Origin of the sequence: Cytobacillus oceanisediminis 2691, assembly GCF_007678455.1 — a bacterium.
GTDB classification, from domain to species: domain Bacteria; phylum Bacillota; class Bacilli; order Bacillales; family Cytobacillaceae; genus Mesobacillus; species Mesobacillus oceanisediminis_A.
This window is the reverse complement of record NZ_VEEP01000003.1, coordinates 350,505-373,583: the sequence shown is the minus strand read 5'-3', so window position 1 is coordinate 373,583 and position 23,079 is coordinate 350,505. Positions and strand designations below refer to the sequence as shown.

Genomic DNA, 23,079 nt, shown 5'->3' with positions numbered 1-23,079 from the left:
TTCTGTGCTTAATGGTCGTGCCCGCCGCCAGGACTTACCGGAAGAGCATATTCTGGTATAGCATCATAGACAGCAGGATCCGCTTTTTCAACTGATCCATCTGCTATGCTGTTCAACACGGCCATCGCTGGAACTTTTGCCGTTTCCTTTAACATCCCGTTTTGTTTTTGGCCAAGGGTTTGGGTTTGCCCTTTTATTTCAATTAGCATTGTTGCTGTACCGTTCAGCTGGATGGCGCCAAGACCCGATCCCGGATAGTTGACCGTAGGGTATTTTTGAATGGCTCCGTAAGATGAATTGCCTCGTTGCAAGGATTCATATGCCACTGCATTTACTTTCTTGCTTAATTCCAATACTTCAGGGTCCAGGTCATAAGTTTTCTCGCTGAAAGGATCTGTGTATGGCTTGGTCGTGAATTGCGCGAGTAGCTGTATGGATACGGAACGGCTGTCATCTTCAGACAAGCGATTGAATCCGCGGTGATGCAAGTCGATGGCCACGTCTGGATTTAGTTCCTTGACAAGTTTTGTCAATGCACGTGTTTCAGGAGAGAAGACAAGTGATGCCTGGGAACCATTGTTTGTGCCTCTTTCATTTAAAATACTTGCTACTTTGGCCGGATCCTTGCTGATCTCTTCAGTTACGTCAAAATCATAGTTTGGATGAAAATCTCGATTTAGGTCAAAACCAGGGATTCCATAGACAATTTTTCCTTCGTTGTTTTGTCCTCGTTCGCTTCCTTCCGCATTATAATACCAAGGGGCTTTCGTTCCGGAAGGGAGGCCAAGTTCCTCTGGGTTCCATGTTTGATGGGAGTATCGAGTTGGGAACGGCTTGCCTTCATACAGATTGGCAGTACCGTCCGGATTGATCCGCGGAACAAACCAGACACTGACTTTTTCCAGAATTTTATCCGCTTCTTGTCCGCCAGCTGCCAGCTTTTGCATTAATTCAACAGCTGCCTCGGTGCCAAGTGTTTCATTGCCATGGATCTGAGTATAAATTAATACCCGCTTTTTGCTCGTATCATTGTCACCGAATTTGCTGACGTATAACGGATAGCCGTCATTAGACGTACCGAACTGCTCCAGGACCATCCTGCCCTGGGAGGTTTTTTCTATCTGTATTAGTTTTTTTTCCAGTTGCTCATTTGACATAAGGCTTTCAAAAGACAGATTCTGTTCATCCTGAACCCATGGACCATTTGGAGTTGTCGTTGAGTCTGCGAAACTTGTGACTGTTGTGCCCAGCAGAGAAGCAGAGATTAAACCGCTTGTAAGTATGTAACCTAGTGCTTTTTTCTTTTTCATTCTATCATCCTCCACTTTGTTAATAGTTTCCAACATCTTAACATGAAGTGTGATAGTAAAAAATATTTATTCTGAATTTTTAGAAAAACAGTTATTTAGACTTACGAAATAGATAGGAAATTAGATATAAGCATTAAAAAATTGTAACAAAGTTTACGAGGAAGCATAATCCCGTAATAATAGATACAGTTTTTACCCTTCTTGGTATAAGTTAAGGCTTAACCCATTGATTCACTAGTGTGATATGATTGTAAGCCTGTTAGCCTATTAAAGGGCCTGTGGAGTCTAATAAACCAAACAGGAGGTTTACAATGAAAAAAATACTTATGCTGGTTTCAATCCTTACATTAGTAATTGGTTCATATACAGTTTATGCTGCAGAATCAACAAAAACCATTCAGGCGGATACATTGAAAACGAAAAAGGTGGATGTTGTCGTCAAGGAGTCTTCGGTCACGGATAAACGCTTCATTAAGGAAGAGGAAGTCAAGCTTCTTGCACGCCTTGTCCATGCAGAGGCAAAAGGTGAGCCATATGAAGGCAAGGTGGCTGTGGCGGAAGTTGTCCTGAATCGAGTGGAGAACGAACAATTTCCTGATACCGTAAAAGAAGTCATATACCAACGAAACGCATTCCAACCGGTCCAAAATGGTGCAATCAATAAACCTGCAAACGAAGAAGCAATCAAAGCAGTTGAAGATGCACTGGAAAATGAGAATGGAATTGATTGCCTGTATTTTTATAATCCAGAAACTGCAACAAGCAAATGGATTTTCACTCGTGATGTCGTGAAAACAATAGGGAAACATGCATTTGCCATCTAAAAGCGCGTACAGCATAAAATGCTGCGCGCTTTTTTGCTTTTTAAAAGAGAGGAAGCCACTGCCAGCACATCTGCCACAGTATTATCATTTTTAATAACGGGAAAATTATTATAAAATAAACCTTACCAATTAGTGGAACGAGGGATGTTTAGGTGAAAAAATATTCTGTTGGTATAACACTGTTTTTTTCAGTGCTTTCATTGATCATAATGCTGTTTGGTCTCGGCTGGACAATTCAAAATCAATTTTTCAGCAAAGGTTCAACTGGTGCCATTGAGCAGGCAAAGCCGGTTGAGGATAAACCATCAGATCAAGACGCCAAGGTCATTGTTGCCCTCGGAGATTCACTGACACGGGGAACCGGGGATGACACAGGCAAGGGTTATATTGGTTATCTTGTCGAAGAGTTAGAAGAAAAATCAAATGAGAAAATTTCAATACATAACTATGGAGTCAAAGGTTATCGTTCAAATCAACTGCTTGAACAGCTGAAGCAGGGCGAAATCCGGCGGAAAGTCCAGGATGCAGATTATATACTGATTACGATTGGCGGCAATGATCTGTTCCAGAGCGGACAAACGATTTTACAGATGGATGAACAGAAAATAACCCTGGCGAAGGAAGAATATTTAAAAAATCTTGATTCCATCCTGACAGAATTGCGGAGCTTGAATGATTCATCAGTCATTTTCCATATTGGCTTGTATAATCCATTCATCGATTTAAATGATTCAGCGGTAACGACGAAAATTGTCCGTGACTGGAATTACGATACAAATAAACTTCTTGATGAGAAGAAGAAGGCTCTTTATGTGCCTACCTTCGACTTATTCCAGTTGAGTGTCAACGACTATTTGTACACAGATAAATTCCATCCGAATGCAGAGGGGTACAGGCTGATTGCGGAACGGATCGCGTCTTTGATTACATGGTAAGGGGGGAGAAGGATGAGTGAGATTACGCTGTCTGTAAAAGGGCTGAGAAAAACAATCGGCAAAAAAGAGATCATCAAAGGAATCGACTTTGATTTGAAAAGAGGGGAAGTCTTTGGGTTCCTTGGGCCCAACGGAGCGGGCAAAACGACGACCATCCGCATGCTTGTCGGTTTGATCAAACCAAGTGCCGGAACAATTGAAATTGGCGGTTATAATGTCAGGAAGAATTTCACAAAAGCAATGGCGCAGATGGGCTGTATCGTGGAAAATCCCGAACTCTATTCCTATTTGACAGGCTGGGAGAATCTTGAGCATTTTGCGAGGATGCTGCCAGATGTTGATCGTGCCTATATGGATTATGTTGTCGAACTAGTTCGTCTTGAAGAGAGGATTCATGACCCTGTTAAAACATATTCCCTCGGGATGCGGCAGCGCCTTGGAATTGCCCAGGCCTTGCTTGGCAAGCCGAAGGTGTTAATCCTTGATGAGCCGACAAATGGCCTTGATCCGATGGGCATAAGGGAAATGCGGAATTTTATCCGTTATCTCGCTGAGGAAGAAGGGTTGACTGTTCTTGTATCAAGCCATCTGTTAAGTGAAATCCAGCTGATGTGTGACCGTGTCGCCATTATTTCGAGGGGTTCGGTGATTAAAGTCGATTATGTAGAAAACCTTTTGGCTTTGCAGGAAAAAATTATCTGGCAGGCAGAACCCCGGGAGACTGCTAAAGAGATTTTAAGTGGTGTTACAGATGTACTGGACGGCCCGGATGGGGCTATTATCACCCCTTATCTTGAAACTCAATCGGCAAAATGGAATCAGATGTTAGTGGAAAGAGGGGTTCAAGTAAACGAAATGAACAGGAAATTGCCTGCGCTTGAAGACCTTTTCCTTGAGTTGACTGGAGGTGAATCGATTGATTAGCCTCGTCAGGAATGAAATGCTTAAAATCGTCCGCAAAAAGAGAATCCTGATAGTCGCTGGAATCATCGCGGTTCTTGTGGCGCTTTTCACCTATTCCCAATACAGGGAAATTGAAAGGCGGCTTGAGCGTTTCGGGGATGTGGATTGGCGGACGACCTTGCAGCAGCAAATCATTGATACGCAAAACAGGATCACGAGCAGCGGGATTTCAGACGAGTGGAAAAGCGAGCTGCTGCTGCGGATCCAGCAGCAACAATATTATCTCGATAAAAATGTGAACCCGATGGAGCCTGGTGCACCAAGCTTCGCGAGGATGTTCGCCGAGCATTCGATCAACCTGTTCCTTCCATTGATGATCATGGTTGTCGCGGCAGATATCGTATCATCTGAGCGGACAGCAGGCACGGTAAAGCTGTTGCTGACACGGCCGGTGAAGCGCTGGAAGATCCTGATGAGCAAATACATCGCATTGATTCTATCCGTCTCAATCATCGTTGTCCTGTTTGGAGTGCTCTCATATTTGATATCCGGGCTAATATTTGGTTATCAAGGATGGTCAGCCCCTGTGATCACCGGGTTCAGTGTTGAAGGGAATGAACTGAACACGAACGCAGTCCAGATGATTCCCCAGTGGCAGTATCTACTGATGGAATTCAGCCTTGTGTGGTTTGTGGCGCTGATTGTCGGCACGATCACCTTCATGCTGTCCGTTTTGATCAGGAATACACCAGCCGGAATGGGTGTCATGCTCGCAGCACTTATATCCGGAGCAATCCTTAGTAATATGGTCTCATCCTGGGAATCGGCAAAATACCTGTTCATGATCAATCTGAATCTGACAGGCTACCTGTCCGGCCAGGCACCGCCAATCGAAGGAATGTCGCTGGGCTTTTCACTTGTGGTGCTGGCTGTGTGGGGATTAGCGGCCTTGATTGTTTCATTTGGGGTCTTTATCAGGCAGGATATATATTAAAATTCTAAAACCCTGGCCGGAATTGGTCAGGGTTTTAACAATTGGAGATTGTTTTGGCTTTGATTGAGAGATATTTAACGGTTAGAGACAAAATATGAACGGTTGTCGCAGTTTTTTTAACGGTTGGACAGCATTTTTCGACGGTTGCAGTTATTTTATCGACGGTTGAAAGGATTTTTAGGAGTGGAAAGAGATCAATATGGATTTTGGCAGCGTTAATACCAGTTGGAGTAAATATAATACCAGTTGCATCAGATTTAATACCAGTTGAAACAGTTATAATACTAGTTGGGTTTCTTCAGCTTGATTTTAATAATAGGCTGAAACTTTCTCGCTTAAAAATCGTATAAAATTTGAATGAAAACACAACATGCTAGGTATGTAAGAAAGAAATCCAAGCCAATGAAGAGTTATGCGTTAAAATTAGGTACCCGAAATCGAAGTGTATGACGGAAATCAAAGCATTTATTCAGTATCCCGGAAAAATAATTTCTAATGTGTGCTATGTTAAGTGAAATGACAGGGGGACCTGGTATGTTTGTAGAAAAACGGACGGAAAAGAGAAGAAAGAAGAAGCAGAACGGCAGTTATACTTTTGTGGATTTTGTTTTTGATGTACTTTTTTATATTCCGGAGTTGATTCTCCTTCCATTCCGGCTGGTATTCTATTTGTTCAGGTTCCTTGCGAGATCCATATTTGATGGCATTTAAAAAATCCTGCGATTCCAAAATCGCAGGATTCTGCTGTATTTTTTATAGCTTCCTCACCCTAAAGTTGTTCTGCAGCACAGGCCAATTCTGCGGAAAAGAAGGCCCTAGTACCCAGTAGCTCACACCTCGCAGTCCGTATTCTTTTACCGTATCGTATCTCGCCTGTACGCTTCTTGCGTCTTCGTACCATACTTCATGCTGCTGTCCGTTTGTGTCTGTATAGCGGAAGAAGGGGGATTGATACTGTTCGTTGAACTGTATGTTCACTCCCTGCTGTGCGGCAAGTTCAACTGCTCCTTTTGGACTCAGTGTCTTCGCGTAAGTTCCCTGCTCCCACGGAATGTTCCAGTCCCTGCCATACAAAGGCACACCCATCAGGATTTTTTTACGCGGAATGGCTGTGACTGCATAATCCAAGACTTTCTTCACTTCGTTTATCGGCGCAATTGCCCATGGCCTGCCTCCAGACCAGCCCCATTCATACGTCATGATGATGACAAAATCAACAATTTGTCCATGTGCATTATAATCGTGGGCTTCATACAGCAACCCTTGCTGGTCGGCTCTTTGTTTCGGAGCCAGGGCAGTGGAGACGGTAAAACCGGCGGGATGCATGCGGGCAACAGCCTTTCGCAGAAAATCATTGTAGTTTTGCCGGTCCTCGGGATACACGTACTCGAAATCAATATTCAGTCCTGAATAGCCCTTTTCTCTCATTTCTGCAAGGACATTGGTCAAAATAGTATCCTGAACAGCTGGGTTGCGCAGGATGGCAGCCGCCCGGTCTGAATTGAAAGCCCCATCCGCTTCATTTGTGATTGTCAGCAGAGAGGAAGTGTTGGTCCTTTTTGCAGCCTGAAGAACTCTTGCATCCTGCAGTTCAATCAATTCACCGCTTTCACTCACCTTATAGGAAAAAGGCGATAGATAGGTAAAAAGGGAGCCATATTTTAAGATAGTTAGACTTCCTGCTTCACTCATCCTGGTTATATAGGCATTAACCTCGATTACTGGTTTTGCAGGTGCGGGAATTCTCAGAACATACCCTGTATAAATAAGAGAGGGATTCGAAATATTATTAGCCTCTGAAATCTGGTTGACCGTCACTCCATATCTCTGTGCAATTGCCCAGAGGGTCTCCCCAGCCTGAATCCTGTGTGAAAAATAAGGCATTTTAAGCAACTGGCCAACAAACACCAATGATGGATCCGTTATATTATTGTAGCTTGCGAGTTCCTGGAGAGTAACCCCGTAACGGGAGGCGATGGACCATAAGCTGTCACCCTGCTGGACGACATATTCCCGGTTATTCTCGGGTATCACAAGCGATTGCCCGACTACTAATACATTAGGATTATCAAGTTCATTTGCTGAAACGATTTGGTTGATTGTTGTTTGGTATCCCTGTGCAATTCTCCATAGACTGTCCCCAGGTTTAATGACATGTATATTCACAGTAAATCACCTCCCAATTATTTGTACCTTTTATCAAGATATGCCGAGAAAAGATGTCCTATTTTTAAAAAGGTGATTTCTGAAAATTAAGAAAAAGGGTATGCGATTATAGAAATTAGTATATAATAGTTAGAAAACTAGAAAGAAAAAAGGGGAAAATGGTATGGTAACGTATGGTACTTTTTTACGTTTAGTAGAAGAGGCGGAGAAGTTGAACTGCAGGGTGATTTATGATTCTAAGAAAAAAATCAATTTTAATCCTAACATGTCCATAACAATTCCATTGTCGACCACGCTTGAAAATATTTATGCTTTTGCCCATGAAGTCGGCCATTTAATTGACTTTGTAAATGGAGAGTTGGATTATGAAAAATGGCTGAATGACTGGTCCTACCGGATAACGGCAGAGATGAGTGCCTGGGTTCATGCCTATAAAATACTAAAGAATTTGAACGTACCGCTTGATGGGTGGAAGGATCATGTCGATTCAAAGCTCTCGACTTATTTTAAATTTCATGAAGTGACTGCGTAGACTGGCTGAGGCTGGTCTTTTTTCATGGAATAATAAAATTGGTATGGTTTACGAACGTTTGTTCGGGATATAATGAAGATAAGTTATCCCGAAAGGATGGTCAGCATGAGAATACGAGACAGAGGAAAGCTGAAATTTATGCCGGCACATTTTATGCCGGAACATCGGGCCTTGTTGAGAGAACTCGCCCGGGATGAATTGCGGCAGCCTCGTCCGCTGCTCGACGAATACGAAATCCAGGAACTGGAGAACCAGATTTGCTTCGCGATGGAATATACATACCCAGTCATCATCACAAAATGGTGGGACGGATTTACATATGAAGAAACAGGGCATATCCATTACCTCGATCCCATCCGGAAGCGGGTTCGAATGGTCACTGAAGATGGCAGTGCTATTTCCATCGATTTTGCTGATATTGTCAAGGTAATAATCAAGGAGTAAAGACGTTATACAACACCTTACACAACATAAAGGAAAAATGGTCTTTTTATCGATCTTGCGAGGAGAAAAGGATGCACATTGGAATCTGGCCAATTACTCTCAAGAAATATCCGTGAATGCCCGAGGTGTTAGAGTATCTAGGGGTCATTAAATTCTACAAAAAGTTGGATTTTTTAAATCATATGAAATGCTAAAAGCTGCAGTTTAATGGATCATTTCTTGAAAATGCTTAGACGCTAAAAAGAAATTCCATAATCATCGCCATTTAAAATTAAGCTCGCAATAAAGCGAGTATTTCTTAATAAAGGGTAAAATGAACGAGAGGTGATAACAAATGAATGAAAAGCAGATGGTTGGCGAGAAGGCGGTTGAGTATATCAAAGATGGAATGGTGGTTGGACTGGGGACTGGCTCCACCGTTTATTATACAATCAGAAAACTGGGTGAATTAGTAAGAGGCGGGCTGAAAATCAAAGGAGTCCCGACATCCGAACAGACAGCAGCGCTTGCGAAGGAAGAAGGAATTCCCCTGGTCGATTTGAAAGAGGTCGATGCACTTGATATTGCCATTGACGGGGCAGACCAGGTGGATTCCAATTTGAACTTGATAAAAGGCGGAGGAGGGGCATTACTGAGGGAAAAAATCATCGCAAATGCTGCTTCCAGCTTTATTGTGATTGCCGATTCGACCAAATTGGCGCACAAGCTGGGGACTTTTCCGCTGCCAGTGGGGGTTGTCCAATTTGGAGTTTACATGACTGCCAGGAATATCAAAAGCCTGGGCTGTGTGCCGAAATTAAGAGAAAAAGAAGGTCAACCGTTTATAACGGATAATGGCAATTACATACTGGACTGTGACTTTAAGCGGATCGAATCCCCCGCTGAACTTGAGGTGCAGTTGAACATGATTCCAGGGGTGGTTGAAAATGGACTGATTGTCAATTCTGCCTCCAGGTTGATTACGATTGAGAATGGTGAACTGAGTGAAAAAGAACCAGCAGAAAGATAGATGAAGTAGCAAGAAAGTACCAACAGCTAGAGTCAATGCAAGGGAGTATTTGATTCCTATTTTATCACTCTGGCTGGAACTGAAGCGCTCAATAAGTTAGAGAAGATGCTTTTATAAGGGGAGAAAATGAGGCCATGAAAAGGAAAGCCCTGTTAGTAATAGATGTCCAAAATGAAATGTTTCAGGAAGGGAACGTAGTATTTAATGGGGAAGGGTTGCTAAAAGGAATGAAAACACTGATAGAACGGACACGTGCGCAGGAGATGCCAATTATCTACATCCAACATAACGACCTTTCCTTGGTGCATGGTACTTATTTGTGGGAAGTCCATTCTGAAATAGCACCTCATGAGGGTGACATCATTGTCCAAAAAAACACTCCAGATTCATTTGTCAACACTACTCTAGAACAGGAATTAAAAGCAAAGAACATTCAACATTTGGTGTTAGCAGGAATCCAAACAGAAGTTAGCGTCGATACGACCTGCCGGAGTGCATTCAGCAAGGGATATAAAGTAACCTTAGTGTCTGATTTGCATAGCACCTGGCCGACCACAGAATTATCAGCACAGCAGATTATAAACCATCACAATGGAGTGCTGCGCTGGTTTGCCGATGTAAAGAAAAGCGAGGAAATTTTATGAGATGAAAGCCCTCAAAAAACGCTAAAAACAATCTATGTAATAAGAATGAATAGACTGGAAAAGATATTCATTAAAAAGAAGGTTGGTACATTACATGGAGGCTTTTCCAATCATTCACACGAACTTTTGGGATGCAGTTATCGCAGTCCCAGTTGTCATTTTTGCGACACAGATACTAAAAATATTGCTGCATCCCCGTAAGGCCTGCGTTCTTGGAATTGCAAATTTGATTGGTTTAATTATTTCTATTTTCATTGCCCACCCACATAACCTCTGGGCAGGTGTTTTCATGGGCTTTTTCTATGGAAATGCAGCGGTGGGAGTTTATTCTTCTTTGAAAGTGCAAATTTTAGCATATAGGGATGTTCAAGAAAATAGCTAAAATGTTTCTCGGACTGTAGGCAACCTCGAAGTGTTTTGGGGTTGATTACAGTCCTTTTTTTATGATTAAGTGAGCCAGGCTCCATGAAAGCCGATTAACTTTCGGTTTCGCAATGGAAGGAATTCGATCCCCGGAGAAAGAATATAGTAGGAATTGTTAGGAGGGATTGATTTGCCTGAAACCAGGATACATCCATATTTATTTGTTGTGCTAGTGGTTGCGACTACCTTTCTGATGGGTTCTTCTTTTACAGTCGGGAAAATCGGTTTGACATATGTTTCCCCATTATTATTGGTTGGATTGAGGTTCACGATTGCCGGATTATTGATGGCTGTGATCGTCAGGAAAAATCCGTTGCCTTCAAAACTTGCTGACTGGGGAAGGATATTTGTCATTGGCTTGATGCAAACAGCAGGGGTCATGGGCTGTATCTTCCTTAGCTTACGGACAATTACGGCAGGAGAATCCTCCATCTTAACCTTTACCAATCCATTGATGGTTGTGATCATGGGGACCATTTTCCTGGGAATCAGATACAGGCTTATTCAGTGGCTGGGGGCCATTGTCGGCTTTCTAGGAGTATTTATTACTTTGGGATTCCATTTGCAACTCACCACCGGAACACTTCTAGGTCTAGGCGCGGCGGTATCATGGTCGATTGGCACCATCCTGATCAAACAATGGGGAAGCCGTTTCAATGTTTGGGTGTTGACCGCATACCAGATGTTATTTGGTGGAAGTATCCTTTTGTTGATGGGGCTTACAATGGAAACACCAAGGCTGGCGCTCAACCCCATTTCCATTACGATTATCTTATGGTTGGCCATCATGGCGTCAATCGTTCAGTTTGCAATCTGGTTTTACCTAATAAATCAGGGTGATCCTGGAAAAACAAGTGCCTTCCTGTTCCTTGCCCCTTTCTTCGGAGTGCTTTCAGGCTGGGTGCTGCTGGATGAAGTCGTGCAATGGTATGTCTATGCCGGAGGGGCCCTGATTTTCACTGGAATTTTCCTGGTTAATTGGACATTTGCACCGAAAACGAGTTTAACTGCTAAAAAAGCTGGGTAAAAAGACCTTGATTATAAATTGGTTAAATAATCCTTTTAACCTATATTTAGGTAATAATATTTAATTAAAAAACATTCTCATCTATAATGAAAAGTATGGAAAACTTCACCAACTCAATGGTGTTGTTTGTAAATTTTCTAACAGGAAGTGAAGGTCCTTGTCTTCAAAAATTGTATTTAACATTAATACTGTAAATAATTCCGTTTCAGGCTTGAGTCATACAATCGGCCGACTTGAAAGCATTCAGCATAAGGTTGCCGGCGTAAGAAGCAGTGTTGATCCACGAATACTCGGACGCAATGGAATCAGCGGTCAATTTCGGCGTGCTTCGGCTTCCTCTGACCGAATCGAAATGCATATGAAACAGTTGAAATCCTTTACCATTCAATCCGCCGATCGTTACGGGAATTCGGAAAACCGCGTGAATCGTCAGGCAGACGCTGTCAATAAGGCGATTGAAGCGGCAAGAAGACAGATTGATGGGCACTTGGCCAGTAATTTATATGAAACTTACAATAATACCTATGGCAGATGGGTAGATTTTTTGCATGGCGCACAATATGCTGCTGGGGCAGGACTTATGCACCTGCTGGGATTCAGGTTCTCAGATATTGATGGAGTACTGCGCAAGTTCCAGGTAGTCGATGACGTTTTGCTGGGTAAGATTCGGTTGCCTATGGCTAGCATGATTCACAGAATTGAAAGCTCTAAAATGAATATGCTTGCACGGTTGATGGTCAGCCCTACAAGAGCTTTTGGCAAAAAAACACTGTCTGAATTAATCTACAAGCGAACAGCTAATTATTTCCCAAAGGACATTGTTGGCCTCAGTAACAGCGTTTCGAAACTTATTGCTGAAGGTAAAACCGGTACGATGCTCAATGCAGTTAAAAATAATGCAGGAAGTGTATTGAAAAACGGGCTGAGGTTAGGAAAGTCAAATGCCGCACTGGCCGTACTGATAACAGCCGGAGCCGAAACAATTGGCGCAGGGATAAAAATTACCGAGAACTATAACCTTTATAGCGGAGAGAAGTTGAAAGAAGAAAACGCGAAGGTGGTAGGCAGTGCCGTTTATAAAACTACGGTTGTATCTGCGACCTCTGTTGCCGGGGCTGTTATAGGCGGAACTCTCCTAAGTGTAGCTGGACCTATAGGAACAGTTGCTGGTGCTGCAATCGGCGGTTTTGTTGGTAGCTGGGTTGGCGACAAGATTGCAAATAAAACACCTGCATGGGTCGATAAAACTGCCCTGCACTTTAAAGATGGGATTCATAAAGGAACAGAGGCTATTGCTTCCGGTGTAAGTAAGGTGAAGGATGGATTTAATGATGTAAAAGAACATGCTTCAAGCCTATTGAGCGGGGCAAAGTCAATCCTTGGGTTTGGAGGCTAGGAGGGAAACATGAATAAAATTTCACTTTCTATCGAAGAATTAATTTACTGTTTTTACAATGAAGGATATTTTGAACATGGGAATGCATTGAAGCAGGTTTATTTCGGAGATCTGGACGATGAAAAAATGGATCTTCTGCTTCAAATTACAACACGTTCACTTTTGTCTAAAAGTCTTTTGGTATATGAAAATCACAAATTCATGTTAGTGGAAGAGCTTTCTGAGGTCATCTCTATGTTAAATTACTCAGACCAATCAATCAAAGCTTCCCGTCATGGGGAAGACGGCGGGGAGGAGTCTGTATCATTCCATTTTAACGGGAAGACGGTCCTTCAGCATTCCCTGCTTTTCGATGAGCAGGTACATGTTTTTGAAAAAGTAACTGCAGGAAAAGCAGCAGATGTAATTTCTGCATTTTACCGCATAAGCGAAGATGGTAGTGGCAGCGGATTTGAATTAAGCCAGACAGAATTTGAACAGTTGCTTGACTCACTGGAGGGTAACCAAAAACATTTTGAACTTCCTGTGCTCCATGGGGAAAAACAGGAATTCTATGAAACTCTTAAATCAACTAATGGATTGTTAAATACTCTGTTATTCATGGAGTTTACGGAACAAAAGGAGCCAGTAGCAAAGAATGTCGTGTTATTTACAAATGACAGCAAGAATAACTGGATCATTGAAAAAAATGAGGATGTTTTTTATATGAATCAGTGCGAGCGCAGTAAAGTTGACCAATTAATTAAAGAAAATGTCATAGAGTCATTGAAAAAGGTGCAATATGGAAAATAAAATTGAAGAGAATAACATAAAAATTTACGACGATCGTGTCGAAGTAGTTTATACAAGCGGGGGAGTTGGCTGCATGCTAACTGGAGGAGGGATCATGTTTTTGGCGTCCCTCTTTATCTTATTTTACATAGTCCCTACTTCAGGGTTCGTCAGAGCATTTATTGGAGTTATCATTGGTGGATTTGGAGCGTTGTTTATCGGTATGGTGCTGTTTAAGGTTGTGGGAGCATTACTCACCGGGAAGGCAGTATACACAGTTCAGGATGGGTATTTTAAAGGGAAGAACAAAGCAGTTAAGATTGATGAAATCACAGATATGAAGTGGGCTGGCAGTTCATTGAAATATCTGGCAATCAAAACGACAAACAGAAAGACTGTAAAGTTATCTTCTTATAACCTCGTTCCAGAAGAAAAAGTGAACCAGGTGATTAATGATTATGTAATTCCAAATGCGACTCCAGAATTTAAAGAGAACTGGAATAAGCGTATGAGCAATAAAGGCGCATAAATTTTTAGAAGCTTGCAGGCTAAAGAGATTAGCTCTGTAAGCTTTTATTATATATGGTTGTGAAAGGTGAACTTAAAATGGAAGAACATAATATAAAAGTAACAGAAAATAAGGTGGAAGTCGTTTATACAGCTCCTGGAGCCGGCTGTATGATTACCTCTGCACTATTTGGGACATTATTATCAGCATTTGTTCTTTTCGTAGTCGCTCCTGATTCAGGAATCGTAAGGGGCTTTTTAGTCGGCATCATCGGAATCATTGGGTTAATCTTTTCTGGTTCCATTTTGTTAAAACTCATTAGTGTGATTCTATCTGGGAGGACTATATTCACTATTGAATCGGGAATCTTAAAAGGAAGAAGAAAAAGTATTCCCATTAATGAGATCGGTGATATTAAGTGGGGAGGAAGTTCATTGAAATATCTTGTTATAAAGACAATAAACAATCAAACAATAAAGTTATCGACCTACAATCTTGTATCGGAGGAAAAAGTGAATCAAGTGATAGAGGATTTTGTTATACCTGATGCCTCACCTGAATTTAAGGTGAACTGGGAAAAGCGAATGAACAATAATTGAACCATATGAGAGTAGTTAAGTTTAGTTAACGAACTATAGACATTTAGTATTAGTCAGTATTTTGACAGGTTTAGTGCAAGACGAGGGAAAGCTGTCAAGAAAAGCCCGTAATCTTGACAGGTAAGAAGCAAAATGAAGGAAAGCTGTCAAAAAAAGCCTGTAATCTTGACAGGTAAGAAGCAAAATGAAGGAAAGCTGTCAAAAAAAGCCTGTAATCTTGACAGGTTAGGAGCAAAATGAAGGAAAGCTGTCAAAAAAAGCCCGTAATCTTGACAGGTTTGGACCAAAATGAAGGAAAGCTGTCAAGAAAAGCCCGTAATCTTGACAGGTAAGAAGCAAAATGAAGGAAAGCTGTCAAAAAAAGCCTGTAATCTTGACAGGTAAGAAGCAAAACGAAGGAAAGCTGTCAAAAAAAGCCTGTAATCTTGACAGGTTAGGAGCAAAATGAAGGAAAGCTGTCAAAAAAAGCCCGTAATCTTGACAGGTTGGGACCAAAACGAAGGAAAGCTGTCAAGAAAAGCCCGTAATCTTGACAGGTTTGAAGCAAAATGAATGAAAGCTGTCAAAAAAGGCTCGTAATCTTGACAGGTTTGGAAAAAAAACCAAAGAAAGCTGTCAAAAAAGGCTCGTAATCTTGACAGGTTTGGAAAAAAAACCAAAGAAAGCTGTCAAGAATAAGTCCGACGTTTATTTTTACAATGGTTCCACCGCAGCACGCTGAGTAGTATATAAAAGGTACCATTTACAAAATTTTTTAAAAGGCCGTATCTTTTCTCTCCCTCAATCCGTTTAAGGTGCAGAGAGGTTCAAAGGAGTGAACAGAATGTCGAGTGACAAGCTTAGGAATGTGAATACTGAAGAGGAATCCGGGGTCATGAGCCATTATCAAAGCCTGCAGCGATATTGCCGGTTTTTAACCCAGAGCAGCTGGGATGGTGATGATCTTTTGCAGGAAGTGACGATGAAGGCAATCCGCCATTATGAGCCATCCCAGGTCAGCAGAGCCTTACTAAAAAAAATGGCTTATCACCAGTGGGTGGATACAATCAGGAAGCACAGCCGTGAAGTGACGGGGATACCGGAAAATCTGGGATCGAGCACTCAAGGGAATGTGATCGATACTGTTGAGACGCTTTTGTCCAAATTGACGCCGAAGCAGGCGGTGATTTTGGTGTTAAAGGAAGCATTTCGATTTCAGTCACATGAAATTGCCGAGCTGATGGGATCAACGGAAAAGGCCGTAAAAGCTGCGCTTCATCGGGCAAGAAAGAGGCTTGATAAGGATAGCAGACTGCGAGAGCTGGGGCAGGATTTGAGCGATGATGAAGAAAACCTGCTGTCAGACTTACTTTGCGAATCGCAGCAATCCGAGGACCCAACCGTTCTGTTGGAAAACATCCAGGAGATTCCGGCGCTTGCTGCATCTGTTCCGGAGATGTCATTGCATTCACGTTCTCGTTCACCTCTCTCTACTTTCAGAATGGCTGCTTAAGCAGGAAAGGGAGGAACAAAATGAGTACAATTCCTTATGTCATAGAGCAATCTAATCGTGGCGAACGTTCATACGATATTTATTCCCGATTGTTAAAAGACCGCATCATCATGATTGGTGATGAAATCAACGACCATGTGGCCAACAGTGTCATAGCACAGCTATTATTTCTTGAAGCGGATAATCCGGACAAAGATATTTCAATCTACATCAACAGTCCTGGTGGCTCTACAACTGCAGGGTTCGCGATTTTTGATACGATGGAGTATATCAAACCAGATATCAGCACCATCTGTATCGGGATGGCAGCATCGTTTGGCGCAATGCTTTTGCTTGCCGGCACAAAAGGAAAAAGATTTGCACTGCCAAATAGCGAAATTATGATTCATCAGCCGCTAGGCGGGGCAAGAGGCCAGGCAACGGAGATTGAAATTTCCGCTAAAAGAATCCTCAAACTTCGTGACCATTTGAATGAACTCATATCTGAACGTACTGGTCAGCCAATGGAAAAAATCGAAAAGGACACTGACCGCGACTATTTCATGAGCGCACAGGAAGCTTTGGAGTACGGGATTATTGATAAGATTATTACACGGACATAGTGATCTAATGGCTGCTCTGGCAGTCCTTTTTTGTGCGAACACAATGAAAATAAGAGATTGTCGACTGAAATTAAAACAAAAAATAGAGACCTTACACTATAATTTCATTCAAGCTTGAATAAATATTAAAAAGGACACTTTTCCTTAGGTAACTAGAAGAGCAAAATCAAGCTCCTCTCTTACAAATAATCTGAATAATCAAATAAAGGAGGAAGTCATGTGCAGAATACACCTGAAGTAAAGGCTGGCAAACAGCCGGAACTACCGTTATCAAACTTGAGTATGATTAAGTTTTTTCTGTTTAGTGCGATTGGCATATTCATGTTTTTTGTTCCAATTGCTGTGGGCGGGAAATCGTCAATCCCGCTTGACCACTTAGTGACCTGGATTAATACCACTTTTTCTGCTGCAGTTCCGTATTACGCATTTATTGTAATTTTATTTGGTGCCATCTATCCTTTTTACAGTAAAACTTGGAATAAGAATTCGACGACTATGATTTTTTCGTTTCTGAAAGTAATTGGAGTTATAGTAGCATTAATGATGTTGACAGATGTTGGGCCAGCATGGCTATTTGAACCTGGAATGGGACCTTTCCTATATGAAAAGCTGGTTATTCCGGTTGGAGTCCTGGTTCCGATTGGTTCCGTTTTTTTGGCATTGCTTGTCGGGTATGGCCTGCTTGAATTTTTTGGTGTCCTTCTGCAGCCAATCATGCGGCCAGTCTGGAAGACTCCTGGAAGAGCTGCGATTGATGCAGTTGCATCCTTTGTTGGAAGCTATTCAATCGGACTGCTCATTACTAACCGGGTGTTCAAGGAAGGCAAGTATACGATCAAAGAAGCAACCATTATTGCGACCGGCTTTTCTACCGTATCTGCCACGTTCATGATTGTAGTCGCAAAAACGCTGGGATTAATGGAAGTATGGAATACGTATTTCTGGACGACACTTTTCGTTACATTTATTGTAACCGCCATCACAGTCAGGTTGCGTCCATTAAGGACGATGAGTGACGAATACTATGAGGGAAAAGGTGTTCCAGAGGAACCAGTGACGGAGAACCGTCTCAAAACAGCATGGGGAGAAGCTATGCTCGCAGCGAACAAAGCACCCTCCCTGGGGAAAAATATTCTGGATAACTTGCGCGATGGAATGATCATGACAATGGGGATTTTGCCGTCCATTCTATCTGTAGGTCTGTTGGGTCTTGTTTTAGCAGAGTTTACTCCTGTATTCGATTTGATTGGCTATATTTTCTACCCATTCACATTGATACTCCAGATTCCTGAACCCATGCTGGCAGCCAAGGCATCTGCTATTGAAATCGCCGAAATGTTCCTGCCTGCCATGCTTGTAACAGAGGCGCCAATGGTAACAAAGTTTGTCATCGGCGTAGTTTCAGTTTCAGCCATAGTCTTTTTCTCAGCACTGATTCCAAGCATAATGTCTACAGAAATTCCAATCAGCCTGAGAAAATTGGTGGTCATTTGGATTCAGAGAACAATCCTTACACTTATCATTGTAGCGCCGATCGCACACCTTTTATTCTAATAAGGAACTTATTCTATGAGCTGCAAAGCAGCTCATTTTTTATTTTTTTATAGAACTGATAAAGTGAAACTGCTATAATCGATTTTATATTTAAAAAATTCAGGGGAATCAACTTCCATGAGAACAACATGAATCATTGAACAGTAAAGGGGAATGTCCATGAATATTTACGGATCAGAAAAGATCAGAAAAATGACTTCGAGCATTTTTCAGGAAGTAGTAGACAGGAAGCAGATGGCATTGTTGAATGGCAAGGATGTCATTGACTTAAGCATTGGCAGCCCGGATTTCCAGCCGCCGGCATTTGTGATGGAAACACTGGCGAAATATTCAATGGATCCCGGTAAATATGGATACACATTAAAGGGCATCGCCGAGTTTAATGAAGCAGTAAAATATTTTTACAGCCAGCGGTATTCTGTCGAGCTTGATGAAAAAACAGAAGTATTGCAGTTGATGGGTTCACAGGATGGACTTGCGCATTTGGCGACTGCCATAGTTGACCCGGGTGATTATGTACTGGTCCCAGATCCAGGGTATCCAATCTACGAAGCTAGCGTTACGATTGCTGGAGGGGAAATTTATCCTATGCCGCTGTTGGAGGAAAATAAATTCCTTCCTCAGTTAAATGAGATTCCAGAGGAAGTATTACAGAAAACAAAAATGATGATATTGAGCTATCCGGGAAATCCTGTCACTGCACTTGCTGACAGAGTCTTCTTTGAAGAGGTAGTTGAATTTGCAGGGGTACATAATATTCTAGTTGTCCATGATTTTGCATATTCTGAATTGATTTATGACGGAAATCCTCAGATTAGTTTCCTTTCGGTACCAGGGGCTAAGGAAGTTGGCATTGAGTTCAATTCGCTTTCAAAGACCTTCAATATGGCTGGCTGCCGTATTGGATACGTCGCAGGCAATTCGCAGGTCATCAATCTTCTGGCATCCTTCAAGTCACATATTGATTATGGAGTATTCTATCCTATCCAAAAGGCAGCAATCGCTGCTTTGACCTCTGACTATTCGTTTCTTGGCGATCAGCTAAAACTGTATGAGGCACGACGGGATGCTTTAGTATCCGGTTTCAGGAACAGCGGATGGCAGGTAGCCAATTCTCCGGCAACGATGTTTGTCTGGGCTAAAATCCCTGATGGATGGAAGTCTCGCGAGTTTGCCTTCAAGTTGATTGAAGAGGAAGGGATTGTTGTGGTTCCGGGTGACGCCTTTGGGCAGGAGGGGGAAGGCTATGTCAGAATTGCCATGGTACAGCCTCCCGAAAGACTGGAAGAAGCTGCACAGCGTGTGAATAAGTTTTTGCTGGGGTTTCCGGTAGGAAGTTAAAACTTATTTCGAGAAACGAATTGACATTTAAACAAATTTAGAATATTATCACTTTAATGAATTAAAACTTAATAAGAATGTCTTCTTATCAAGAGAGGTGGAGGGATAGGCCCTGCGAAACCTCGGCAACAGGTTCTCAATGAATACTGTGCCAATTCCTGCAGACAATTTGTCTGAAAGATGAGAAGGGAGTATAAAATGGCTCTCTTCTTTTTGAAGGGAGCTTTTTGTTTTAGGGGGCTATTAATTGGTCTCCAAGTTTTTGGTTTAAATACCGACTTAACAGGTTGGTTAAGTAGAGATTGTGATTGGGCAGAGGAGAGAGAAGTATGAAGTATGGATTTTGGCTGCCGATTTTTGGCGGATGGTTAAGAAATGTTGAGAATGAACAAATGCCAGCAACTTTTGATTATGCAAAGAAAGTGATCCAGTCAGCAGAAAAATGGGGATATTCCACTACATTAATTGCCGAACTTTATTTGAATGATATAAAAGGTCCTGAGCATGACTCACTTGAAGCGTGGACAACCGCTGCTGCTCTGGCATCAGTAACCGAAAAAATCGAAATCATGTCGGCGGTGAGGCCGGGATTCCATAACCCGGCAGTTACGGCAAAAATGGCAGCGAACATTGACCAGATCAGCAATGGCCGCTTTACTCTGAATGTCGTTTCAGCGTGGTGGGAGGAAGAAGCACGCCAGTACGGCGGTATTTTTACCGAGCATGATGAGCGGTATGACCGGACGCACGAATTCATTGATGTACTGAAAGGGCTTTGGAGTGAACAGAACTTTTCATATGAAGGCAAGTACTATCAACTAAAGGATACGAAGCTGTTTCCTAAACCAGTTCAGCGTCCAAATCCGATCTTATATGCCGGCGGAGAAAGTCTGAAGGGAAAGCAAACCATTGTCGAGAAATGCGATGCATATGTCATGCATGGCGGAACGGTTGAAGAGATTGAACAGAAAATTGCAGAGATGAAAAATCTAAGGGCCGCTACATCAAATCCTGAACTGTCAGAGTTCGGCATGGCCGCTTACGTTATTTGCCGGGACACCGAGGCTGAAGCATTCGCGGAGTTGGAACGAATTACTTCTGTAAAAGAATCCAGTGCCTATGCCGGGTTCAAGGACTTCACCAGCAAATCACAGCTGGAGCAGCAAATCCAGCTTCAGGATTATTCGGTGTCAAACCGAGGATTGCGCCCTAATTTGGTAGGTACACCTGACCAAATTGCCGACCGGATTTTACAGTATGAAGAAGCAGGTTTGGGATTGCTCCTGCTGCAATTCTCGCCACAACTGGAAGAGATGGAGAGATTCGCGAAACAGGTCATGCCGCTTGTGGAGGTAAAAAGAAAGCAGCTGACAGTTTGATAGATAAATAAACTTAAGGAGATGAAGATCATGAGCGAAGTTTATATCATCCATGAAAACAGTGAATGGACTGTCCATTTAACAAAACGCCTGGAGGAGCTGGGAATACCTTTTGAAGAGTGGCATCTGGATGAAGGGCTGCTTGATTTGTCAAAGGAGCCTCCAGAGGGGATCTTTTACAGCAGAATGAGTGCTTCTTCCCATACAAGAGGACATCGGTTCGCACCTGAATATTCCGCTCAGGTTTTAGCCTGGCTGGAGGCACATGGCCGGAAGGTGTACAACGGATCAAGGGCACTTGAACTGGAAGTCAGCAAAGTGAAGCAATACCTTGAGCTGAACAAGCATGGGGTAACGACTCCGCGTACTATCGCCACCGTTGGAAAGCAGCAGCTGCTGGAAGCGGCAAAACCATTTGAGGGAAGAGCCTTTATCACGAAGCACAATCGAGCTGGAAAAGGGCTTGGCGTGCAGTTGTTTCAATCTATTGAAGCACTTAAGGCATATGTGGAGGGCCCGTCGTTTAAGGAACCTGTTGATGGAATAACACTGATTCAGGAATATATCCAGTCTCCTGAAAGTTATATCACTCGCTGTGAGTTTGTCGGCGGAGAATTTGTTTACGCAGTAAAAGTTGATACATCAGAAGGATTTGAATTATGCCCGGCAGATGCCTGCCAGATCGGCGACCTGTTCTGCCCTGTAGGGGAAGAAGTAGAGGAAAAGCCGAAATTCCAAGTGATTGAAGGCTTTAAAGATCGCGTTATTGAAAAATATAAGAGAGTATTAGAATCAAATAATATTCAAGTAGCCGGAATTGAATTTATCAGAAATGAGACTGGTGAAATTTTTACTTACGATATTAATACAAATACGAATTACAATTCAGACGCAGAAGCAAGAGCAGGTAAATACGGAATGTTAGAGCTTGCAAAGTTTCTAGAATCACAACTGGTTGCGGAATATGGAGCAGTCGCAAAGACCCGTTAAACCTCTAAGCAGGGAAAATCCCTGCTCTTTTTTTATTTAAGGGATGATGAATTTATGTTAATCTAAATTTAACAACTTCTGGTAATGGAGACAATGAGAGAAATGACTAGCCAATTGATTAAAAATAATCTTAGAGCTGATTGTGAAAGCTGCTTTGGGTTATGCTGTGTGGCTCTGCCATATGCGAAATCCGCGGATTTTCCTGTTGATAAAGAAAGCGGGTCTCCTTGCAGGAATTTGCAGGCGGATTTCCGCTGTGGAATTCATGAAAAACTTAGGGATAAAGGTTACAAAGGATGTACCGTATACGAATGCTTTGGGGCTGGCCAGAAAGTTTCCCAGGTAACCTATAAAGGACTTGATTGGCGAAAACAGCCAGAGAAAGCGACGGAAATGTATGATGTTTTTCCAATCATGCAACAGCTACATGAAATGCTTTGTTACCTGAATGAAGCACAGGCATTGAAAGAGGCAAAATCACTTCGAATTAAGCTTAAGGATATTTATGACAAAATAGAGCAGATCACGAACTTGGATGCAGTTGAAATCCTCGCTTTGGAAATCCCCGTTTATCGAGCAGTTGTCAACGAACTGCTGTTACGTACAAGTGAATTGGTCCGAAGTAAAGTGAAAAACGGCAAAAAAATAAAACGCAAGAATCTGTTGGGAGCAAAGCTGAAGCGATCTGACCTCAAAGGCTCTGATTTTCGAGGGGCTTTGCTGATTGCTGCCGATCTCCAAGAAGCGGACCTAAGGGTGTGTGATTTTATCGGTGCAGACATGAGGGATGCAGATTTAAGCGGGGCCAATCTGGAAGGCAGTTTTTTCCTTACTCAGGCACAAATTAACTCGGCAAATGGAAATGATCGGACCAGGCTGCCTTCGTCTTTAAAAAGACCAAATCATTGGAGGTAATCGGATGTCAGCCATCATCATATTGATTGGCAGTATTTTTAGCGTGCTCGCCGTTGGGTATGGAGCAAAATTTTGGAATGACAAGAAATAGAATTACTAGCGAAAGGGCAGTTGCCGGGTTCTATAACAGCTCAGATAAATTTGAACCAGTAAAAGATCAGTAAATTAAAAAATCTTGCCCTGCAAGAGTTTTCGTTTATTTATATTTAGTATTCTGCTTTTTCCTTCGAGGTGAGCAAAAAGAGGATTGTCCACTCTATGCAAAAAAGGGTGAAGCCTAATAGTAGATCCATCATTTTCTCTCGCATTTCCACCAGCTCC

At 42.3% G+C, this 23,079-nt stretch carries 24 protein-coding genes and 1 riboswitch; of the genes, 22 read left to right on the top strand and 2 right to left on the bottom strand.

All coding sequences use genetic code 11. The annotated features are described in order from the left end of the window. Positions 1-8: 8 nt before the first annotated feature. A complete protein-coding gene (locus FS736_RS08305; protein WP_186326725.1) occupies positions 9-1,310 on the bottom strand; it encodes a M14 family zinc carboxypeptidase in 1,302 nt (433 codons plus the stop codon). A 311-nt stretch (positions 1,311-1,621) separates the two neighbouring features. Between FS736_RS08305 and FS736_RS08300 the strand changes: the two genes are divergently transcribed. The 5 genes from FS736_RS08300 to FS736_RS24240 all read left to right on the top strand — a co-directional run bounded on the left by FS736_RS08300 (position 1,622) and on the right by FS736_RS24240 (position 5,677). Continuing rightward, the gene (locus FS736_RS08300) at positions 1,622-2,134 is read left to right on the top strand and encodes a cell wall hydrolase (RefSeq protein ID WP_144475905.1); all 513 of its coding nucleotides are present in this window, start codon (positions 1,622-1,624) and stop codon (positions 2,132-2,134) included. A gap of 152 nt (positions 2,135-2,286) precedes the next feature. Then, positions 2,287-3,069, top strand: coding sequence for an SGNH/GDSL hydrolase family protein (locus FS736_RS08295; protein ID WP_260983560.1), 783 nt, complete (start codon positions 2,287-2,289; stop codon positions 3,067-3,069). A gap of 12 nt (positions 3,070-3,081) precedes the next feature. Further along, positions 3,082-3,993: an ABC transporter ATP-binding protein gene (locus tag FS736_RS08290; RefSeq protein ID WP_144475904.1), complete on the top strand. Its 912-nt coding sequence runs from the start codon at positions 3,082-3,084 to the stop codon at positions 3,991-3,993. Then, on the top strand, positions 3,986-4,966 hold the full coding sequence (locus tag FS736_RS08285; protein WP_144475903.1) for an ABC transporter permease: 981 nt from the start codon (positions 3,986-3,988) through the stop codon (positions 4,964-4,966). The genes FS736_RS08290 and FS736_RS08285 overlap by 8 nt, the downstream gene beginning before the upstream one ends. Positions 4,967-5,500: 534 nt before the next feature. Further along, positions 5,501-5,677 (top strand): hypothetical protein, encoded by a 177-nt coding sequence (locus FS736_RS24240; RefSeq protein ID WP_186326724.1) that lies wholly within the window; start codon positions 5,501-5,503, stop codon positions 5,675-5,677. A 42-nt stretch (positions 5,678-5,719) separates the two neighbouring features. Here the strand turns inward: FS736_RS24240 and FS736_RS08275 are convergent, their stop codons facing one another. Next, positions 5,720-7,132, bottom strand: coding sequence for a LysM peptidoglycan-binding domain-containing protein (locus FS736_RS08275; protein WP_144475902.1), 1,413 nt, complete (start codon positions 7,130-7,132; stop codon positions 5,720-5,722). Positions 7,133-7,295: 163 nt separating this feature from the next. Between FS736_RS08275 and FS736_RS08270 the strand changes: the two genes are divergently transcribed. From FS736_RS08270 to FS736_RS08190, 17 genes are all read left to right on the top strand, one after another. Further along, the gene (locus FS736_RS08270; RefSeq protein ID WP_144475901.1) at positions 7,296-7,664 is read left to right on the top strand and encodes a hypothetical protein; all 369 of its coding nucleotides are present in this window, start codon (positions 7,296-7,298) and stop codon (positions 7,662-7,664) included. Positions 7,665-7,769: 105 nt separating this feature from the next. After that, positions 7,770-8,108: a YolD-like family protein gene (locus tag FS736_RS08265; RefSeq protein WP_186326723.1), complete on the top strand. Its 339-nt coding sequence runs from the start codon at positions 7,770-7,772 to the stop codon at positions 8,106-8,108. A gap of 334 nt (positions 8,109-8,442) precedes the next feature. Next, the gene (gene rpiA, locus FS736_RS08260; protein WP_144475899.1) at positions 8,443-9,117 is read left to right on the top strand and encodes a ribose-5-phosphate isomerase RpiA; all 675 of its coding nucleotides are present in this window, start codon (positions 8,443-8,445) and stop codon (positions 9,115-9,117) included. Positions 9,118-9,251: 134 nt separating this feature from the next. Then, positions 9,252-9,761: a cysteine hydrolase family protein gene (locus FS736_RS08255; protein WP_144475898.1), complete on the top strand. Its 510-nt coding sequence runs from the start codon at positions 9,252-9,254 to the stop codon at positions 9,759-9,761. Between the two features lie 94 nt (positions 9,762-9,855). Then, positions 9,856-10,143 carry a hypothetical protein gene (locus tag FS736_RS08250; protein ID WP_144475897.1) on the top strand — a complete coding sequence of 96 codons (288 nt, stop codon included), beginning with the start codon at positions 9,856-9,858 and terminating at the stop codon, positions 10,141-10,143. 186 nt (positions 10,144-10,329) lie between these two features. Further along, positions 10,330-11,211 (top strand): DMT family transporter, encoded by an 882-nt coding sequence (locus FS736_RS08245; protein ID WP_144476077.1) that lies wholly within the window; start codon positions 10,330-10,332, stop codon positions 11,209-11,211. Positions 11,212-11,368: 157 nt separating this feature from the next. Next, the gene (locus tag FS736_RS08240; RefSeq protein ID WP_144475896.1) at positions 11,369-12,607 is read left to right on the top strand and encodes a glycine zipper 2TM domain-containing protein; all 1,239 of its coding nucleotides are present in this window, start codon (positions 11,369-11,371) and stop codon (positions 12,605-12,607) included. A 9-nt stretch (positions 12,608-12,616) separates the two neighbouring features. Next, complete coding sequence (locus FS736_RS08235) at positions 12,617-13,399, top strand: hypothetical protein (RefSeq protein WP_144475895.1); 783 nt, start codon at positions 12,617-12,619, stop codon at positions 13,397-13,399. After that, positions 13,389-13,907: a DUF5381 family protein gene (locus FS736_RS08230; protein ID WP_144475894.1), complete on the top strand. Its 519-nt coding sequence runs from the start codon at positions 13,389-13,391 to the stop codon at positions 13,905-13,907. Before FS736_RS08235 ends, FS736_RS08230 begins: the two co-directional genes overlap by 11 nt. A gap of 77 nt (positions 13,908-13,984) precedes the next feature. Then, positions 13,985-14,485 (top strand): DUF5381 family protein, encoded by a 501-nt coding sequence (locus FS736_RS08225; protein ID WP_144475893.1) that lies wholly within the window; start codon positions 13,985-13,987, stop codon positions 14,483-14,485. Positions 14,486-15,308: 823 nt separating this feature from the next. Then, positions 15,309-15,977, top strand: coding sequence for a sigma-70 family RNA polymerase sigma factor (locus FS736_RS08220; RefSeq protein WP_144475892.1), 669 nt, complete (start codon positions 15,309-15,311; stop codon positions 15,975-15,977). 20 nt (positions 15,978-15,997) lie between these two features. After that, positions 15,998-16,579: an ATP-dependent Clp endopeptidase proteolytic subunit ClpP gene (clpP, locus tag FS736_RS08215; protein WP_144475891.1), complete on the top strand. Its 582-nt coding sequence runs from the start codon at positions 15,998-16,000 to the stop codon at positions 16,577-16,579. A 282-nt stretch (positions 16,580-16,861) separates the two neighbouring features. After that, entirely contained in the window at positions 16,862-18,133 is a 1,272-nt protein-coding gene (locus FS736_RS08210) for a YjiH family protein (protein WP_144476076.1), read from the top strand. 159 nt (positions 18,134-18,292) lie between these two features. After that, positions 18,293-19,474: an LL-diaminopimelate aminotransferase gene (locus FS736_RS08205; RefSeq protein ID WP_144475890.1), complete on the top strand. Its 1,182-nt coding sequence runs from the start codon at positions 18,293-18,295 to the stop codon at positions 19,472-19,474. Between the two features lie 82 nt (positions 19,475-19,556). Beyond that, a riboswitch (SAM riboswitch) is annotated at positions 19,557-19,661 on the top strand. A gap of 142 nt (positions 19,662-19,803) precedes the next feature. Continuing rightward, entirely contained in the window at positions 19,804-20,853 is a 1,050-nt protein-coding gene (locus tag FS736_RS08200) for an LLM class flavin-dependent oxidoreductase (RefSeq protein WP_144475889.1), read from the top strand. Positions 20,854-20,883: 30 nt separating this feature from the next. Next, positions 20,884-21,843 (top strand): ATP-grasp domain-containing protein, encoded by a 960-nt coding sequence (locus FS736_RS08195; RefSeq protein ID WP_144475888.1) that lies wholly within the window; start codon positions 20,884-20,886, stop codon positions 21,841-21,843. A gap of 102 nt (positions 21,844-21,945) precedes the next feature. Beyond that, a complete protein-coding gene (locus FS736_RS08190; protein WP_144475887.1) occupies positions 21,946-22,758 on the top strand; it encodes a pentapeptide repeat-containing protein in 813 nt (270 codons plus the stop codon). Positions 22,759-23,079 lie beyond the last annotated feature (321 nt).

What these genes read in the sequence shown, in the direction of transcription:
- FS736_RS08305 (WP_186326725.1), bottom strand. Translation starts at nt 1,310, where the DNA reads ATGAAAAAGAAAAAAGCACTAGGTTACATACTTACAAGCGGTTTAATC.
- FS736_RS08300 (WP_144475905.1), top strand. Translation starts at nt 1,622, where the DNA reads ATGAAAAAAATACTTATGCTGGTTTCAATCCTTACATTAGTAATTGGT.
- FS736_RS08290 (WP_144475904.1), top strand. Translation starts at nt 3,082, where the DNA reads ATGAGTGAGATTACGCTGTCTGTAAAAGGGCTGAGAAAAACAATCGGC.
- FS736_RS24240 (WP_186326724.1), top strand. Translation starts at nt 5,501, where the DNA reads ATGTTTGTAGAAAAACGGACGGAAAAGAGAAGAAAGAAGAAGCAGAAC.
- FS736_RS08270 (WP_144475901.1), top strand. Translation starts at nt 7,296, where the DNA reads ATGGTAACGTATGGTACTTTTTTACGTTTAGTAGAAGAGGCGGAGAAG.
- FS736_RS08265 (WP_186326723.1), top strand. Translation starts at nt 7,770, where the DNA reads ATGAGAATACGAGACAGAGGAAAGCTGAAATTTATGCCGGCACATTTT.
- rpiA (WP_144475899.1), top strand. Translation starts at nt 8,443, where the DNA reads ATGAATGAAAAGCAGATGGTTGGCGAGAAGGCGGTTGAGTATATCAAA.
- FS736_RS08255 (WP_144475898.1), top strand. Translation starts at nt 9,252, where the DNA reads ATGAAAAGGAAAGCCCTGTTAGTAATAGATGTCCAAAATGAAATGTTT.
- FS736_RS08250 (WP_144475897.1), top strand. Translation starts at nt 9,856, where the DNA reads ATGGAGGCTTTTCCAATCATTCACACGAACTTTTGGGATGCAGTTATC.
- FS736_RS08235 (WP_144475895.1), top strand. Translation starts at nt 12,617, where the DNA reads ATGAATAAAATTTCACTTTCTATCGAAGAATTAATTTACTGTTTTTAC.
- FS736_RS08230 (WP_144475894.1), top strand. Translation starts at nt 13,389, where the DNA reads ATGGAAAATAAAATTGAAGAGAATAACATAAAAATTTACGACGATCGT.
- FS736_RS08225 (WP_144475893.1), top strand. Translation starts at nt 13,985, where the DNA reads ATGGAAGAACATAATATAAAAGTAACAGAAAATAAGGTGGAAGTCGTT.
- FS736_RS08220 (WP_144475892.1), top strand. Translation starts at nt 15,309, where the DNA reads ATGTCGAGTGACAAGCTTAGGAATGTGAATACTGAAGAGGAATCCGGG.
- clpP (WP_144475891.1), top strand. Translation starts at nt 15,998, where the DNA reads ATGAGTACAATTCCTTATGTCATAGAGCAATCTAATCGTGGCGAACGT.
- FS736_RS08210 (WP_144476076.1), top strand. Translation starts at nt 16,862, where the DNA reads ATGATTAAGTTTTTTCTGTTTAGTGCGATTGGCATATTCATGTTTTTT.
- FS736_RS08205 (WP_144475890.1), top strand. Translation starts at nt 18,293, where the DNA reads ATGAATATTTACGGATCAGAAAAGATCAGAAAAATGACTTCGAGCATT.
- FS736_RS08200 (WP_144475889.1), top strand. Translation starts at nt 19,804, where the DNA reads ATGAAGTATGGATTTTGGCTGCCGATTTTTGGCGGATGGTTAAGAAAT.
- FS736_RS08195 (WP_144475888.1), top strand. Translation starts at nt 20,884, where the DNA reads ATGAGCGAAGTTTATATCATCCATGAAAACAGTGAATGGACTGTCCAT.
- FS736_RS08190 (WP_144475887.1), top strand. Translation starts at nt 21,946, where the DNA reads ATGACTAGCCAATTGATTAAAAATAATCTTAGAGCTGATTGTGAAAGC.